Origin of the sequence: Kitasatospora sp. LaBMicrA B282 (assembly GCF_050325825.1) — a bacterium.
In the GTDB taxonomy this organism is placed as follows: Bacteria; Actinomycetota; Actinomycetes; order Streptomycetales; family Streptomycetaceae; genus Kitasatospora.
Genome location: NZ_JBNQTI010000184.1, coordinates 1 through 16,237 on the forward strand (window position 1 = coordinate 1; position 16,237 = coordinate 16,237).

Consider the following 16,237-nt stretch of genomic DNA (forward strand, 5'->3'; position numbering starts at 1 on the left):
GCTTCTCGTCAGTCGCCGATGCTCCGCATGGACTCCCTCCTCGGCGCCGCCGATGCACGCACCCCAACGCCGCCGCGCCCGCCCTTCGGGCGGACGACGGGGGTTTGAAGACAGGCCCTAGGGGTCACCCCGCCGGGGCCCGTCGAGCCCCAGCCCGAGGCCTAACCCAGCTTCAGGTCCGAGTGCAGCTCCCAGAGCAGCAGCTCGGCGCCCTCGGGGCCGGCCACCGGGGCGGCGAAGGCCTCCCCGGTGATCCGCAGACTGTCGCCCGGCTCCATCGACCGGCCCACCCCGCGCGGGCCCGGGATGGTGCGGTAGCCGAGCGAACCGGCGGTCAGGTGGGCGTAGCGCCAGGGCGCCTCGGGCAGCTCCGGCAGCGCCTGGTCGGGCCCGGCGACGACCAGGTGCAGCGCGGCGTCGGAGCGGCGCAGCCGCAGCGCCTCACCACCGGCGTCGCGCTCGAGGCCGGAGGCGAGCAGGGTGACCGCGTCCGGCTCGGGCGCCACCCGGCGCAGCCCGTAGCTCGGCTCGGTGCCAAAGACGTCCGGCTGCAGCCACATCTGCACGAACCGGACCGGCTCCGCCGCGCCGCCGACGTTGCGCTCGGTGTGGCTCACCCCGTGCCCGGCGCTCAGGTGCTGCACCATGCCCGGGCGCACCACCCCGGCGTGCCCGTCACCGTCACGGTGCGCCAGGGCCCCGTCCAGCACCCAGGTGACGATCTCCACGTCGCGGTGCCGGTGCGGCTCGAACCCGGCGCCGGGGGCCAGGGTCTCCTCGTTGCACGCGAGCAGCGGCCCGAAGTGCACGTTCTTCGGGTCGTAGTGCCCCGCGAAGGAGAAGGCGTGCCGGGTCTCGACTCCCGGTTCGGGCTGCGAGCGGTAGCGTTCAGCGGTACGGCGCAGGTCGGCCCGGGGGCGCGCGGGGTCGGTCATCGGCCCACCGTAGCGCGCAGCCACGGGGGCCGGGCGCGAAGCGGGCGCGCAGTGAGGCAGGCTTGTCCCTGTGCCAGCCCCCTCAGCCACCGACGACCAGAACCAGCGACCCGCCAAGCGGGCGGTCAGACAGAGCGCGACCTCCGGCGGTACCGCCATGGAGCGCAAACTCGCCGCCGAGCGCGCCGAGCTGCGCGCCGCCACGCTCAAGCGGCTGGAGAAATCGGCCGGCAAGCTGGCCACCGCGGCCATCGCCCGGATGGACGACCAGCTCGGCTGGTACCGCCGGATGCCGCCGGAGCACCGCTCCTGGATCGGGCTGGTCGCCCAGGCCGGCATCGCCGCCTTCACCGAGTGGTACCGCCACCCCGAGGCCCCGCAGGCGATCAGCACCGACGTCTTCGGCACCGCCCCGCGCGAGCTGACCCGGGCGATCACGCTGCGCCAGACCGTGGAGCTGATCCGCACCACGATCGAAGTGATGGAGGAGGCGATCCCCGAGGTCGCGGCGCCCGGCGACGAGGCCGGGATGCGCGAGTCGGTGCTGGTCTACGCCCGTGAGATCGCCTTCGCCACCGCCCAGGTCTACGCCCAGGCGGCCGAGGCACGCGGCGCCTGGGACGCCCGGCTGGAGGCCCTGGTGGTCAACTCGCTGCTCTCCGGCGACGCCGACGAGGGCGTGCTCTCCCGGGCCGCGGCGCTCGGCTGGGGCCAGCCCAGCCAGGTGCGGGTGGTGATGGGCAGCGCCCCCGACGGGGACAGCGAGGCGGTGGTCGAGGCGATCCGGCGGGCCGCCCGGTACGCCCGGCTGCACGTGCTCACCGGGGTGCTGGGCAAGCGCCTGGTCGTGGTGGTGGGCGGCGACAAGGAGCCGGTGCACGCCGCCCGGGCGCTGATCGGCCAGTTCGCGCCGGGTCCGGTGGTGGTCGGCCCGACCGTCGGCGACCTGCTCTCCGCCACCCGGTCGGCGCACGCCGCGGCGGCGGGGCTGCGGGCCTGCGCCGCCTGGCCGGACGCCCCGCGCCCGGTGCTGGCGGACGACCTGCTGCCGGAGCGCGCGTTGGCGGGCGATCAGGTGGCCCGGCGCCAGCTGGTGGAGGAGATCTACACACCGCTGGACGAAGCCGGCTCGGCACTGCTGGAGACGCTGAGTGTCTACCTGGAGCAGGCCTCCTCGCTGGAGGGGGCCGCCCGGATGCTCTTCGTCCACCCGAACACCGTGCGCTATCGGCTGCGTCGTGTGACTGATGTCACGGGCTACGCCCCCTCGGACGTGCGTTCGGCGTTCACGCTCCGCATTGCCCTGGCTCTGGGGCGCCTCGAGTCCGCTGCGGAGTGATTCGGGGACCCTGTAGAGACCCCACAATCCGAGGTCCGTTTCTTCGTTACCGTCGCCTACCCGCCCTCGGGCGCCTGGCGAGAGAGGGTTGAACCGTGCTCGTTATCGTCGCCCCTGGACAGGGTGCCCAGACCCCCGGCTTCCTCGCCCCTTGGCTCGAGCTGCCCGGTGTCACCGACCGGCTCACCGCGTGGTCCGAAACCGCCGGGCTGGACCTGGTGCACTACGGGACCAACGCCGACGCCGATGAGATCAAGGACACCGCGGTCGCCCAGCCGCTGCTGGTGGCCGCCGGCCTGATGACCGCCCGGGAGCTGTTCCCGGCGGAGGAGCAGGTCCGCAAGCTGGTCGGCGCGTTCGCCGGGCACAGCGTCGGCGAGATCACCGCCGCGGCCGCCACCGGCGTGCTGAGCGCCACCGACGCGCTGGCCTTCGTCCGCGAGCGCGGCCGAGCCATGGCCGAGGCCGCCGCGGTCACCGCGACCGGCATGCTGGCCGTGCTTGGCGGTGACCCCGAGGAGGTCGCCGCCAAGCTCGACGAGCACGGCCTGACCCCGGCGAACAACAACGGCGGCGGCCAGATCGTGGCGGCCGGCACGCTGGACCAGCTGGAGGCCCTGCGGGCCGACCCGCCGGCCAAGGCCAAGCTGGTCGCGCTCAAGGTGGCCGGTGCCTTCCACACCGAGCACATGGCCCCGGGCGTGGCCCGGCTGGCCGAGCTGGCCCCCACCCTGACGGTGGCCGACCCGAGCGTCGCCTACATCTCGAACAAGGACGGCGAGGTCGTCCGGTCCGGCGCCGAGGTGCTGGCCCGACTGGTGTCGCAGGTCTCCAGCCCGGTCCGCTGGGACAAGTGCATGGAGACCATCGAGCAGCTCGGCGCGACCTGCGTGATCGAGCTGTCGCCCGGCGGCACCCTGACCGGCCTGCTGAAGCGCAACGTCAAGGGCGTGGCGACGCTGGCCCTGAAGACCCCGGCCGACCTGGAGAAGGCGCAGGCTCTGGTGGCCGAGCACGCCGGTGAGGAGAACCCCGCATGACCGACGCCCCGCAGCTCCGTTCCGGCACCGGTGCCGCCCACTCCCGGATCCTCGGGGTCGGCGGCTACCGCCCGGTCCGGGTGATCCCCAACTCCGAGGTGCTGACCTGGATCGACTCCTCGGACGAGTGGATCCGCACCCGCAGCGGCATCACCGCGCGCCGCTGGGCCGGCCCGGACGAGAGCGTCGCCGAGATGTCGGTGCAGGCCGCCGGCAAGGCGATCGCCCAGGCGGGCATCGACCCGGCGCAGATCGGCGGCGTGATCGTGGCCACCGTGACGCACCTCAAGCAGACCCCGGCGATCGCCACCGAGATCGCGCTGCGGCTGGGCTGCCCGACCGCGCCGGCCTTCGACATCTCGGCCGCCTGCGCCGGCTTCGGCTACGGCCTGAACCTGGCCGACGGCATGATCCGCGGCGGCAGCGCCGAGTACGTGCTGGTGATCGGGGTGGAGCGGCTCAGCGACCTCACCGACAAGCACGACCGCTCGACCGCCTTCATCTTCGGCGACGGCGCCGGCGCGGCCATCGTGGGCCCCTCCGAGGTGCCCGGCATCGGCAAGGTGATCTGGGGCGCGGACGCCACCCAGAAGGACGTCATCTCGCAGACCGAGGCCTGGGACACCGCCTTCACCCAGCCGGAGGCGATCAACGGCCCGGCCGACCACGACACGGCCGGCCCGCAGTGGCCCGCGCTGCGGATGGACGGCCAGCCGGTCTTCCGCTGGGCCGTCTGGGAGATGGCCAAGGTGGCGCAGCAGGCGCTGGACGCCGCCGGCGTGCGGGCCGACCAGCTCGGCGCGTTCATCCCGCACCAGGCCAACATGCGCATCACGGACGCCATGATCAAGGCCCTCAAGCTGCCCGAATCGGTGCCGGTCGCCCGCGACATCGCCGAGACCGGCAACACCTCGGCGGCCTCCATCCCGCTCGCGATGGAGCGGATGCTGGAGAGCGGCGAGGCCAAGAGCGGTGACCTCGCCCTGATCATCGGGTTCGGGGCGGGTCTGGTGTACGCCGCGGCAGTCGTTACCCTCCCATAGGCACACATAGCGCCTTACGTACCGTCAATCGGCGCCGAAGCACTCGCGAGGCGTCACCATCACCCCTAGAGGAGCAGCCAAGATGGCTACCAAGGAAGAGGTCCTGGAAGGTCTCGCCGAGATCGTCAACGAGATCGCCGGGATCCCGGTTGAGGACGTTGAGCTCGAGAAGTCCTTCACCGATGACCTGGACGTCGACTCGCTGTCCATGGTCGAGGTCGTCGTGGCTGCCGAGGAGCGCTTCGAGGTCAAGATCCCGGACGACGAGGTCAAGAACCTGAAGACCGTCGGCGACGCCGTGGACTACATCCTCGCCAACGCCTGATCAGCACCGGGCGGGGCGGCGCACCCCCCCCCCCCCCCCCGGGCCCAGGGCCCCTGCCGGCCCCGCTAGGCCCCTCACGGCCCCCTCCGGCCCCTTCCACCGCCGGTCGGGCGGCCCCGCCCCCGCACACGTGAGAGAAGAAGAAACCAGTGACCGCTGAAAACCGCACCGTGGTAGTCACGGGTATCGGCGCCTTCACGCCGCTGGGCGGCGACGCCGCCACCACCTGGGAGGGACTGCTCGCCGGCCGCTCCGGCGTGGGCGCGCTGACCGAGGAGTGGGCCGCCGAGCTGCCGGTCCGGATCGCCGCCCGCACCGCGGTGGAACCGACCGAGGTGCTCCCCAAGCCGCTGGCCCGCAAGCTGGACCGCTCGGCGCAGTTCGCGCTGATCGCCGCCCGCGAGGCCTGGGCCGACGCCGGTTTCCCGGTGCCGGCCACCCACGAGGACTCGACGCTCGCCCCCGAGCGCCTCGGCACCGTGATCGCCTCCGGGATCGGCGGCGTCACCACCCTGCTCGACCAGTACGACGTGCTGAAGGAGAAGGGCGTCCGCAAGGTGTCCCCGCACACCGTGCCGATGCTCATGCCGAACAGCCCGTCCGCCAACGTGGGCATCGAGGTCGGTGCCCGGGCCGGCGTGCACACCCCCGTCTCGGCCTGCGCCTCGGGCGCGGAGGCGATCGGCTACGCGATCGAGATGATCCGCACCGGTCGCGCCGACGTGGTGGTGGCCGGCGGCACCGAGGCGGCGATCCACCCGCTGCCGATCGTGGCCTTCGCCAACATGATGGCCATGTCCAAGAACAACGACGAGCCGCAGCGCGCCTCCCGCCCGTTCGACAAGGCCCGCGACGGCTTCGTGCTGGGCGAGGGCGCGGGCGTGATCGTGCTGGAGTCGGCCGAGCACGCAGCCAAGCGCGGCGCCCGGGTGTACTGCGAGGCGGTCGGCCAGGGCCTGTCCTCGGACGCCCACCACATCGCGCAGCCGGAGCCGACCGGCTCGGGCATCGCCCAGGCGCTGGCCCACCTGTTCGCCCAGACCGACCTGGACAAGGCCGAGGTGGTGCACGTCAACGCGCACGCCACCTCGACCCCGCAGGGCGACACCGCGGAGATCAAGGCGCTGCGCAAGGAGCTCGGCGAGCACCTGGACCACGTGGCCGTCTCCTCCACCAAGTCGATGACCGGCCACCTGCTGGGCGGCGCCGGCGGCATCGAGACGGTCGCCACCGTGCTGGCGCTGCACCACCGCCAGGCCCCGCCGACCATCAACGTCGACGACCTGGACGACGAGGTGGACGCGGACATCGTGCGCTTCGAGCCGCGCGCGCTGCCCGAGGGCCGGATCGCCGCGCTGAACAACTCGTTCGGCTTCGGCGGCCACAACGTGGTGCTGGCCTTCCGCAGCGTCTGACGCCCGCGCACCGCTCGGCGAGGGGCCCCGCAGCCGCGGGGCCCCTCCGCGCGTCCCAGACCACCTGGTGTCAGACCACCTGGTGCAGCCAGCGCACCGGCGCGCCCTCGCCGGCGTAGCGGAACGGCTCCAGCTCGTCGTCCCAGGGCTTGCCGAGCAGCCGGCAGAGTTCGGCCTCCAGGTCGGTGCCCTCGCTGCGGGCCCGCAGCAGCACCGCGCGCAGCCGGTCCTCGGGGATCAGGATGTCGCCGTGGATCCCGGTGACGGCGTGGAAGATGCCGAGCGCGGGGGTGCTGCTGTAGCGCTCGCCCTCGGCACCGGCGCAGGGCTCGCTGGTCACCTCGTACCGCATCAGCTGCCAGCCGCGCAGTGCGGAGGCGAGCTTGGAGGCGGTGCCCACCTCCCCCTGCCAGGACAGCTCGGAGCGCCACTGGCCGGGGGCGGCCGGCTGACGGATCCAGTCGAGGTTGACCCGCACGTTGAGCACGCCCGCCACCGCCCATTCGACGTGCGGGCACAGCGCGCGGGGCGCGGAGTGGATGTACAGGACTCCACGTGTCGTCACCGGGACCTCCAGGCTGTGGACGAGGGTCGCCTTCCCCAGCTGCCTCGTGCCGGTGGCCGGTTGGTCCTGGGCGCCACTTGGCCGACTCCTGCCCGTTTCCGACTCAGCTGTAACTCAAGTCGAGCGACAATAAGTCACTAACATGAGCAAAACGGACAGGCTGCAACCATGGTAGTCAGTTCCGGGGACAGGTCTACCCCTGATCGGGATCTCTCCCCCGAACGGCCCCATCTGGTGGCGCTGCGGCGGTCCCGCCACGCTATCGCGCCGCACCCGCGGCAGTCTGACGCTCCATCGGATGCGACCGGAACGGCCCGCTTGGGGTCGCACGGCACAGCACCGCGCGCCCCGGTCGACCCGACCGGGGCGCGCGATCAGCACGGTGACGACGGGTCGGCCGACGAGGTCGGCCGACGCACGGTCAGGCGTCCAGCCGGACCACCATCTTGCCGGTGTTCTCGCCCTGCATCAGGCCGAGGAAGGCGTCCATCATCTTCTCGATGCCGTCCACCACGGTCTCGTCGTAGTGCAGGCTGCCGTCCTTCAGCCAGCCGGCCACCTCGGCGGTGAACCGGGGCTGCAGCGCGGCGTGGTCGCCGACCAGCAGGCCCTCCAGGCGCAGCCGCTTGCCGATCACCTGCACCAGGTTGCGCGGGGCGGCCGGGGCCTCGGTGTCGTTGTACTGGGCGATGGCACCGCAGATCACCGCGCGGCCGTGCACGCCCAGCGCGTCGATCGCGGCCTCCAGGTGCTCGCCGCCGACGTTGTCGAAGTAGACGTCGATGCCCTCGGGCGCGGCCGCGGCCAGCTGCTCGCGCACCGGCCCGTCCTTGTAGTTGAAGGCCGCGTCGAAGCCGTACTCGTCGACCAGCTTGGCCACCTTGGCCGCCGAGCCGGCCGAACCGACCACCCGGGACGCGCCCTTGAGCCGGGCGATCTGGCCGACCAGCGAACCGACCGCGCCGGCCGCGCCGGAGACGAAGACCTTGTCGCCCTCCTTGATGTCGGCGACCGCCACCAGGCCCGCGTACGCGGTCATCCCGGGCATCCCGAGCACACCGAGGAAGTAGGAGAGCGGCGCCTGCGAGCCGTCCACCTTGACCGCGTGCTTGGCCGGGAAGGTCGCGTACTCGCGCCAGCCCAGCCCGTGCAGCACCGCGTCACCGACCTCGAAGCCCTCGGCCGCGGAGGCCACCACGTAGCCGACCGCGCCGCCGTCCATCGGGCGGTCCAGCTTGAACGGCGGGACGTAGGACTTCGCGTCGTTCATCCGGCCGCGCATGTACGGGTCCACCGAGAGGTAGGCGTTGCGGACCAGGACCTCGCCCGGCTCCGGCGCCCGGACCGGCGCCTCGACCAGGGCGACGTCGGAGGGGACGGGCCAGCCGTTCGGGCGGGCCTTGAGGTGCCACTCACGGGCGGTGGCGGGCACGGACTGCTCTGCCATCGTGCTGCTCCTTGCTGTTGCTTCCACCTGAGCTGTAGCTGCCACCTGAAAGGTTGAGGTGGTAAAGCAACCATGGACATGAAAGGTTCATCTTGTCAAATATTCAGGTAGAATCGACCCATGGCGATCGACGAGCTGACCCCCGAGGACGCGCTGACCCGTGAGGTGGTGGACCTCATGGCCGGCCTGGTGGCGATCTTCCACCGCGAGTACGAGGAGGCCGCCGCCGCGCGCTCCCTCACCGGCGCCCAGGCCAAGGTGCTCGCGCTGCTGCGGCGCGGCCCGATGCCGATGCGGCAGATCGCGCAGACGCTCAGCTGCGAACCCTCCAACATCACCGGGATCGTGGACCGGCTGGAGACCCGCGGCTTCGTCACCCGGCAGCCGGACCCGCAGGACCGCCGGGTCAAGCTGGTCGCCGCCACCGAGCAGGGCCAGGCGGCCTCCGCCGAGCTGCGCGAGTCGCTGAACTTCGCCCGCGAGCCGCTGGCCACCCTGGCCCCCGAGGAGCGCAGCACGCTGCGCGACCTGCTGCACCGGATGCTGGTCGGCGCCGGCGGCGCCTGAGCCGGTCCGCGCGCCGGGTCCGCTGCTCGACCCCCCGGCGCCGGGTCAGACCCCCGCCGGCGGCCGGTCCGCGCACCGGGTCCACTACTGGATCCGCTGCTGAGCCCGCTGCTGGGCCCGCTCGCTCAGCCGCCACCAGAGCCAGCGTCCGGCCCCGAGCAGCGCCGCGTACCCGGCCACCACCAGCCCCAGCGAGCCGTAGGCGGCGAGCGGCAGCTCCTCGAAGCCGAGCCGGTCGCCCACCGGGCTGAGCGGCAGCAGCAGCCCGACCGCCGCGAGCAGCGCCGCCGCCCACCACACCGGGCGCGGCGGGCGCAGCCGGGTGCGGCTCAGCCGGTACAGCACCGGCAGCGCTATCGCCTGGGTGACCAGGTTCTCGGCGAACCAGGCGGTGTGGAACATCGACTCCGCGGCCGGGGCCGAGAAACCGTCGGTGACCTGCCGCATCGCCTCGAACATCGCGATGTCGCTGAGCGAGTTGAGCAGCCCGAAGGCGAGCGCGAAGCCGGCCAGCGACCCCCAGCGGAGCCGGACCGGCCGGGGCCCGGGCCCGGCCGCGCGGCCGCTGACCGCGAAGGAGAGCTGCGCCGCGTCGAAGCAGAGGTTCTGCAGCAGCACCTGGGCCGGCTGCATCGGCAGGAACGGCAGCAGCACGCCGCCGGCCAGCATGGAGAGCACGTTGCCCAGGTTGCAGGAGAGGGCGATCCGCAGGTAGGCGGCGACCCGGGCGGTGGCCTCCCGGCCCACCGCCAGGGCGCGGCCGAGCAGTGCCAGGTCACGGGTGCCGAGCAGCACGTCGGCCCACTCGCGGGCGGCGCCGACCGCGCCCGCGGTGGCGATCCCGACGTCGGCGGTGCGCAGCGCGGGGACGTCGTTCACCCCGTCGCCGAGGAAGCCCACCGAGTGACCGGCCTCCCGCAGCGCCCGCACCACCTGGGCCTTCTGCTCCGGGGTGCAGCGGGCGAAGACCGCGCCGGCGACGCCGAGGGCGGCGATCTCCGCCGGTTCGAGCCCGGCCAGCCGGTCGCCGAGCAGCACCCGGCCCACCGGCAGCCCCAGCCGCTCGGCCAGCCGCACCGCGGTGCCCGGGTGGTCGCCGGTCACCACGGTCAGGGCCACCCCGGACTCGCGCAGCAGGGCCAGCGCCGGGGCCGCCGAGTCGGCGGGCTCGTCCAGCAGCTCGACGAAGCCGACCAGGGTCAGCCCCGCCTCGTCGGCCGGCCGGTGCGGTCCGAGCCGCGGCCCGCCCTCGGCCCGGGCCACCGCGAGCAGCCGCAGGCCCTGCCCGGCCCGCTCGGCGACCAGCCGGTCGAGCTCCGCCCGGGCGGCCGGGTCCAGCGCGGTGCCGTCGGCCGCCCGGTCGCAGCGCTCCAGCAGTTCCTCCGGCGCGCCCTTGAGCAGCAGCACCCGGGCTCCGGCCCGCGGGCCGGGCCCACGCAGCAACGCGCCCGACCGACGGCGCACCGGGTCGAACGGCAGCACCTCCAGCACCGTGGGCGGCGGCCCGTCCAGCAGCCCGGCCTCGTCCGCGGCGCCCAGCAGCGCCTCGTCCAGCGGGTCGAGCAGTCCGGGCTCCTCGTGCAGCAGCGCGGCCTCGGCGACCACCGCGGCCCAGCGCAGCGCCTCCTGGTCGGGCCGGCCGGCCCCGTCCAGCGAGCCGGCCACCACCGGCCGGCCGGTGGTCAGGGTGCCGGTCTTGTCCAGGCAGAGCACGTCCAGCGCGCCCAGCTCGCCGACCGCCGCCAGCCGGCGCACCGGCAGGCCGTCCTGGGCCAGCCGCCGGCTGCCCCGGCCCAGGACCGAGCTGACCACCAGCGGCAGCAGTTCCGGGGTCAGGCCGACCGCGGCGGCCACCGCGAACGGCAGCAGCCCGCCGCTCCAGCCGTGCAGCAGCGTGTCGGTGCCGATGGTGAGCGGCACCACGGCGAGCATGAAGACGATCAGCACCAGCACCGCCCGGCGCATCCCGCGCTCGCCGGCCGAGGGGCCCGGCGCCGGGCGCGGGGCGCGCCCGGCCGTCGGCAGCGCGTGCGCCGCACCGAACCGGGTGGCGGGCCCGGTGGCCAGCACCAGCGCGGTGCCGGAGCCGGTGACCACGGTGGAACCGGCGAAGCAGAGCTGCGGCGCCCCGAACGGGCCGGCGGCCGGCTCGGCCGGCGGCAGGTCCACGGCCGCGCGCGGCACCGGCGTGCTCTCCCCGGTGAGCGCGGACTGGTCCACCGTCAGGCCCTCGGCCCGCAGCAGCCGCAGGTCGGCCGGCACCGCGTCGCCGGCCGCCAGCCGCACCACGTCGCCCGGGACGAGCTGCTCGGTGGGGATCTCCCGGGCCAGCGGCAGTCCGCCCGGCTCGGCCCGGCGCAGCACGGTGGCGGTGCTCGGTGCCAGCGCCCGCAGGCTGCGCAGCGCAGCCGTCGAGCGGCGCTCGCCGTGCAGCCGCAGCAGGCAGCCGGCCAGGACCAGGGCGGCGATTATCGCCGTGCTGCCCCAGGAGCCGTTCAGCGCGCAGACGCCGGCCAGCACGGCGAGCAGGGCGGTGAAGGGGTCGGCGAGGGCCGAGCGCAGCCGGCGGGCCGGGGTCGGCTCGGGCAGCGGGAGCACCAGGTTCTCGCCGAGCTCGGCGAGCCGGGTCTCCGCCTCGCCCTCGGTGAGGCCGCGCGGGGTGCTGGCCAGCGCGCGCAGCGCGGCGTGCCGGCTCAGCCCGGCCGGGTCGTCCACCGGGGCGACGGGGGTGGTGCGGTCGGCGGGCTGCTGCCGTCCCCGGTCGGCGGTCGGCAGCGGGAGCAGCCGCGCGCCGCGCTCAGGCACCGCTGCTCCGGAACCGGAACAGCTCACCGCCGACGGCCCGGGCCGGCAGCTGCGGCGCCTCGCCGGCGTCGAGCTTCTCGATCATCAGCCGGACCAGGGTGGCCACCTGCGGGTCGTCCACCTCGTAGACCTGGCGGCGGCCCTCGCGGCGGTTGACCACCATGCCGGCCAGCTTGAGCTTGGCCAGGTGCTGGCTGACCGCCTGCAGCGTGCCGCCGACCCGCTCGGCCAGCGTGCCGACGTCGGCCTCGCCCTGGCTGAGCACCCAGACGATGTGCAGGCGCATGGTGGAGGCGAGCAGGCCGAACGAGGCGGCCGCCTGCTGCAGCAGCTCCGGAGCCGGGTCGTCGCGCCCGCCAACGCCCGTCATCCTGGTGCCCGCCCTCTCCCGTTCGTGAAGGCGCTCAGTCTAGCGGCGCCTCCTCGGGGCGTGCAGGCAGTGCAGCACGCTCCCCTTATAGGAGGGCGCGGGCGGACCGGTGGACCGGTGGACCCTCAGGTCGTGCAAGAATTCGGCGATCCAGAGTGCCGTGCCGGTGGGGAGTTCGTGTGATAGGCAGCCAGCGGACCGAGGGCCAGCGCGGCGCGGACAAACGCCGCAACATCGAGCTGGCGATGCTCGGCTTCGCCCTCGCGGTCTGCTTCTTCGCCTACATCTCGGCCGATGAGGCGATGAACGACAAGCTCCCGCCGGGGCTGCTGGTCTACGGCGTCTCGTTCACCGCGCTGACGGTCGGGGCGCACCTGGTGATCCGCAGGTGGGCCAGGTACGCGGACCCGCTGATCCTGCCGTGCGCGACCCTGCTCACCGGCCTGGGCGTGGTGCTGCTCAACCGGCTCGACGAGTCCTACAAGATCGTCGGAACCTTCAACTACGAGAAGGCGCCGGTGGCGCCGTCCCAGGTGATGTGGGTCTTCCTGGCGGTGCCGGCCTCGCTCAGCGTGCTGGTCTTCGTCAAGCACCACCGGTTCTTCCAGCGCTACATCTACATCCTGATGATCGGCGCGCTGATCCTGCTGGCCGCGCCCGCCTTCTTCCCCGGCGACGACTTCGGCGCCAAGCGGTGGATCCACCTGCCCGGCATCCAGGTCGAGCCGGACGAGTTCGTCAAGCTGGCGATCTGCGTCTTCTTCGCCGGGTACCTGATGGTCAGCCGGGACGCGCTGGCCCTGGTCGGCCGCAAGGTGTGGGGGCTGAGCCTGCCGCGCGGGCGCAACGCCGCGCCGGTGCTGGCGATCTGGATGATCAGCCTGCTGGTGCTGATCTTCGAGCGCGACCTGGGCACCTCGCTGATCTTCTTCGGCGTCTTCATCGTCATGCTCTACGTGGCCACCGAGCGGACCAGCTGGGTGGTGATCGGTCTGATCATGGCGGTCGGCGGCGCGGCCGTGGTCGGCACCCTGGAGCCGCACGTGCACGGGCGCGTGACCGCCTGGCTGAACCCGCTGGACTACTACAAGACCAACCCGCCGGGCAGCGGCGCGGTCACCTCCAACCAGCAGGCCGAGGCGCTGTTCAGCTTCGGCAGCGGCCACATCGTGGGGACCGGGCTGGGCCAGGGCTACCCGTGGCTGGTCGGCTTCGCCGGGCGCAGCGACTTCATCTTCACCACGGTCGGCGAGGAGCTGGGCCTGGCCGGGGTGATCGCGGTGCTGATGGTCTACGGGCTCTTCGTGCAGCGCGGCCTGAAGACCGCGATCGGCCTCTCCGACCCGTTCGGCAAGCTGCTCGCGACCGGGCTGGCCAGCGCGGTGGCGCTGCAGGTCTTCGTGGTCGTCGGCGGTGTCAGCGGGCTGCTGCCGCTGACCGGCAAGGCGCTGCCCTTCCTGGCCGCCGGTGGCTCCTCCACCCTGGCCAACTGGCTGCTCACGGCCCTGATGATCAAGCTGAGCGACGCGGCCGGGCGCACCGAGCTGGAGCCGGACCCGGAGCCCACCGGCACCATCGCCCCGCCCAAGCCGAGCGTGCCCGCCCAGGGCGAGGACGGCGCCGCGCTGCCCGGCCAGGCCGGCGGGGCCACCCCGCCGCCGTACGGGGCGGCGACCGTGCACGGGACGGCGAGCAAGTCCGGCCCCGCCGGGGCGGAGGACCCGGCGGCCGGGGCCGCGGTGCCCGGTTCGGCGGCGACCACGGTGCTCGGCAAGGCCCGGCCGGGCAGCCAGGGCGGCGTTCCCGGGGCCACCCCGGCGGAGCAGCCGGGCGCCGGCCACCCCGGCGGGCTGCCGGGCGGCACCGGTGCGCCGGGCGAGCAGCAGCAGTCGAACCCGGGCTACCCACCGGCCGGCTGGGCCGCCGGCTACCCGGCCGGCGCGACGCCGGCGGCGCCGGGGCAGCTGCCGCTCCAGCAGCCCGCCCAGCAGGGCTACCCCGCCCAGGCCTACCCGGCCGGCGCCGGCTACCCGGGTGGTCAGCCGGGCTACCCGACGGATGGTCAGACCGGGTACCCGACGGGCGGTCAGCCCGGCTTCCCCACCGGCTCGCAGCCCGAGTACCTCTCCGGCTCCGCACTGAACTACCCGCCGCACCCGGAGCAGAACGGCACCCCGCCCGCCGGATTCTGACGGCGGCTCGGCTGCCGGGGTCGATCGCCACGACCCCGGCAGTCGGCCCGGCGCCGCCCGGAACCACCACCGGCGGCGGCCGGATGATCACCACTCGAGCGCCACGGCCGGCCACCCGTCTGGCGGCGTTGCCAAGGGAGCGCTCCATGGCCAATACTTGCTAAATTGCGCAACTGTGCAACCGGTCACCCGACCGAGCCGTCTTATCGAGCACCCCACCCCGGCTCGCCGGCGACCGCACGGAGACGCCCGATGACCGATCCAGAGGACCGGCGCGCGCAACCGGACGCGTGCCCCGCACCCGATCGACTCAGCTTAGGCGGTGGGCCCGACGGCCCGCCCCCGCACCGGCACCGTGTCGCCAGGATCGCCGCGGTGACCGCCGCGAGCCTGGTGCTCGCCACGGCCGGGGCCGGCTTCTGGTTCTACGAACGGCTCGACGGCAACCTGAGCGTCTTCAGCAACGCCGGGGTGTGGGCCAGCCGCCCGCCCACCGGCCCCAGCGACGCCTCCGGTGCCGTGCCGGTCAACGTCCTGCTGCTGGGCTCGGACAGCCGGAGCAACGGCAACGACGAACTGGCCGGCGGCGAGCCGGGCGGGGGCAACTCCGACACCGCGATCCTGCTGCACGTCTACGCCGACCACCGGCACGCCGTCGGGGTCTCGATCCCGCGCGACTCGCTGGTGGACATCCCGCCCTGCCTGCTGCCGGGCGGCAGTTGGACCGCCCCGCAGCACGCCCAGATGTTCAACTCCGCCTTCGCCCTCGGCGGCGGCCCGAACGGCAACCCGGCCTGCTCGCAGAACACCGTGGAGGCGCTCACCGGCCTGCGGGTCGACCACACCATCGTGATCGACTTCAAGGGGTTCGCCGCGATGACCACCGCGGTCGGCGGCGTCCCGGTCTGCGTGCCGAACGACGTGGACAGCTACGGCATCCACCTGAGGAAGGGCCGGCAGACCGTCTCGGGCACCCAGGCGCTGGCCTACGTGCGGGCCCGGCACGGACTCGGGGACGGCTCGGACATCGGCCGGATGAAGCGTCAGCAGGCCTTCCTGTCGGCCCTGATCCAGAAGGTGCAGGGCCGGGGCTTCGACCTGACCACGGTGCTGCCGCTGGCCGACGCGGCGACCCGCTCGCTCACCGTCGACGCGGGGCTGGGCAGCGCGATGAAGCTGGCCTCGTTCGTCCAGTCGCTGCGCGGCGTCAAGCTGGCCGACATCCAGTTCGTCACCGTGCCCTGGCGGTACGCCGGCGACCGGGTCGCCCTGGTCCACCCCGACGCGGATACCCTGTGGACGCTGTTGCGCCAGGACCGCACACTGGATGGCCGGAGCACCGGTCGGGAGGCCGCCCCCAGCACCGTGCGCCCCACCCAGGTGGCCGACTTCACGGTGCCGATCGCCGTGCAGAACGGGACCTCCACCGCCGGTCTGGCCGTGCGGGCCGCCCACGACCTGACCGAGCGGGGCTACCGGAACGCCACCGCCGACCCCGACGGCATCGACCACGCCGTCACCACCATCGGCTACGCCGCGGGCCACCAGGCCGACGCCGAACAGCTCGCCCAGTTCTTCCCCGGCGCCCAGCTGCGCGCCGACCCCGAGTCCGCCGCACTGACCGTCACCCTCGGTGCCGACTACGAGGCCACCGCCGCCGCCCAGGCGTCCGGCAGCCCCGTCGACGGGCACCCGACGACCAGCGGCGCCCCGGCCACCCGGCCGTCCGGCAGCCCCTCCCCGGGCCCCTCGGCCGGCTCCGTGCCCGACGGCATCACCCAGAACACCCGCCCCGCCGATGCGGACCTCTGCACCGGCCTCAGCTACGGCTGACCGGGCTCCGACGACGGCCACCCCGGCCGTCCGGCGAAAGGAACGACACTGACCACCTCGCGGGGGGACCGCACCCCCACCGACAACGCCGCCCTGCGCCTGGCCGCCGCCGTGGCCGAGATCGAGGGCGTCCACGCCGCCCTCACCCACACCGCCGACCCGGCCCGGCGGCGCCGGCTGCTCGCCGAACTGGCCCGGGCCGCCGCGCGGCTGGCCGACCTGGCCGCCACCCCGCCCGGCCGGATCCCGGCCCAGGCGCGGTTCAACTCGCGCCGCCAGCGCCGCCGGGCCGCAGTGCTGGGGGGGGGCGCACGGTGTTGCCGAAAAGGGAAGGGAGGGGAGAAAACGAAGAAGGGGAGAG

The 16,237-nt window shown here is 74.1% G+C and carries 14 protein-coding genes; 9 read left to right on the plus strand and 5 right to left on the minus strand.

The genetic code is table 11. The features are described 5' to 3' along the window. Positions 1-161: 161 nt before the first annotated feature. Positions 162-935 carry a pirin family protein gene (locus tag ACQRUO_RS33405; RefSeq protein WP_428319891.1) on the minus strand — a complete coding sequence of 258 codons (774 nt, stop codon included), beginning with the start codon at positions 933-935 and terminating at the stop codon, positions 162-164. A gap of 157 nt (positions 936-1,092) precedes the next feature. Here ACQRUO_RS33405 and ACQRUO_RS33410 point away from each other — a divergent pair, with 157 nt between their 5' ends. From ACQRUO_RS33410 to fabF, 5 genes are all read left to right on the plus strand, one after another. Next, positions 1,093-2,274, plus strand: a complete 1,182-nt coding sequence (locus ACQRUO_RS33410; protein ID WP_428319904.1) for a PucR family transcriptional regulator — start codon at positions 1,093-1,095, stop codon at positions 2,272-2,274. Positions 2,275-2,369: 95 nt separating this feature from the next. Then, entirely contained in the window at positions 2,370-3,314 is a 945-nt protein-coding gene (locus tag ACQRUO_RS33415) for an ACP S-malonyltransferase (RefSeq protein ID WP_428319892.1), read from the plus strand. Beyond that, positions 3,311-4,357, plus strand: coding sequence for a beta-ketoacyl-ACP synthase III (locus ACQRUO_RS33420; protein WP_428319893.1), 1,047 nt, complete (start codon positions 3,311-3,313; stop codon positions 4,355-4,357). Before ACQRUO_RS33415 ends, ACQRUO_RS33420 begins: the two co-directional genes overlap by 4 nt. A gap of 82 nt (positions 4,358-4,439) precedes the next feature. After that, a complete protein-coding gene (locus tag ACQRUO_RS33425; RefSeq protein WP_428319894.1) occupies positions 4,440-4,682 on the plus strand; it encodes an acyl carrier protein in 243 nt (80 codons plus the stop codon). Positions 4,683-4,831: 149 nt separating this feature from the next. Continuing rightward, positions 4,832-6,097, plus strand: a complete 1,266-nt coding sequence (fabF, locus tag ACQRUO_RS33430) for a beta-ketoacyl-ACP synthase II (protein WP_428319895.1) — start codon at positions 4,832-4,834, stop codon at positions 6,095-6,097. 70 nt (positions 6,098-6,167) lie between these two features. Here fabF and ACQRUO_RS33435 read toward each other — a convergent pair whose 3' ends face one another. Both ACQRUO_RS33435 and ACQRUO_RS33440 read right to left on the minus strand, forming a co-directional pair. Then, positions 6,168-6,662 carry a DUF3145 domain-containing protein gene (locus ACQRUO_RS33435; protein ID WP_428319896.1) on the minus strand — a complete coding sequence of 165 codons (495 nt, stop codon included), beginning with the start codon at positions 6,660-6,662 and terminating at the stop codon, positions 6,168-6,170. A gap of 421 nt (positions 6,663-7,083) precedes the next feature. Further along, positions 7,084-8,109 carry an NADP-dependent oxidoreductase gene (locus ACQRUO_RS33440; RefSeq protein ID WP_428319897.1) on the minus strand — a complete coding sequence of 342 codons (1,026 nt, stop codon included), beginning with the start codon at positions 8,107-8,109 and terminating at the stop codon, positions 7,084-7,086. Positions 8,110-8,229: 120 nt separating this feature from the next. On the opposite strand from ACQRUO_RS33440, the gene ACQRUO_RS33445 reads away from it, so the two are divergent. Further along, positions 8,230-8,676, plus strand: coding sequence for a MarR family winged helix-turn-helix transcriptional regulator (locus ACQRUO_RS33445; protein ID WP_428319898.1), 447 nt, complete (start codon positions 8,230-8,232; stop codon positions 8,674-8,676). 84 nt (positions 8,677-8,760) lie between these two features. Here ACQRUO_RS33445 and ACQRUO_RS33450 read toward each other — a convergent pair whose 3' ends face one another. Together ACQRUO_RS33450 and ACQRUO_RS33455 are read right to left on the minus strand one after the other, a co-directional pair. Beyond that, on the minus strand, positions 8,761-11,481 hold the full coding sequence (locus ACQRUO_RS33450; RefSeq protein ID WP_428319899.1) for an HAD-IC family P-type ATPase: 2,721 nt from the start codon (positions 11,479-11,481) through the stop codon (positions 8,761-8,763). Continuing rightward, positions 11,474-11,851, minus strand: a complete 378-nt coding sequence (locus tag ACQRUO_RS33455) for an ArsR/SmtB family transcription factor (RefSeq protein WP_428319900.1) — start codon at positions 11,849-11,851, stop codon at positions 11,474-11,476. Before ACQRUO_RS33455 ends, ACQRUO_RS33450 begins: the two co-directional genes overlap by 8 nt. A gap of 179 nt (positions 11,852-12,030) precedes the next feature. Between ACQRUO_RS33455 and ACQRUO_RS33460 the strand changes: the two genes are divergently transcribed. The 3 genes from ACQRUO_RS33460 to ACQRUO_RS33470 all read left to right on the plus strand — a co-directional run. Continuing rightward, a complete protein-coding gene (locus tag ACQRUO_RS33460) occupies positions 12,031-14,043 on the plus strand; it encodes an FtsW/RodA/SpoVE family cell cycle protein (RefSeq protein ID WP_428319901.1) in 2,013 nt (670 codons plus the stop codon). A gap of 375 nt (positions 14,044-14,418) precedes the next feature. Beyond that, positions 14,419-15,876 carry an LCP family protein gene (locus tag ACQRUO_RS33465; RefSeq protein ID WP_428319902.1) on the plus strand — a complete coding sequence of 486 codons (1,458 nt, stop codon included), beginning with the start codon at positions 14,419-14,421 and terminating at the stop codon, positions 15,874-15,876. Between the two features lie 111 nt (positions 15,877-15,987). After that, positions 15,988-16,237, plus strand: a 250-nt coding sequence (locus ACQRUO_RS33470; protein WP_428319903.1) for a hypothetical protein, incomplete at its 3' end; no start/stop codon positions are given.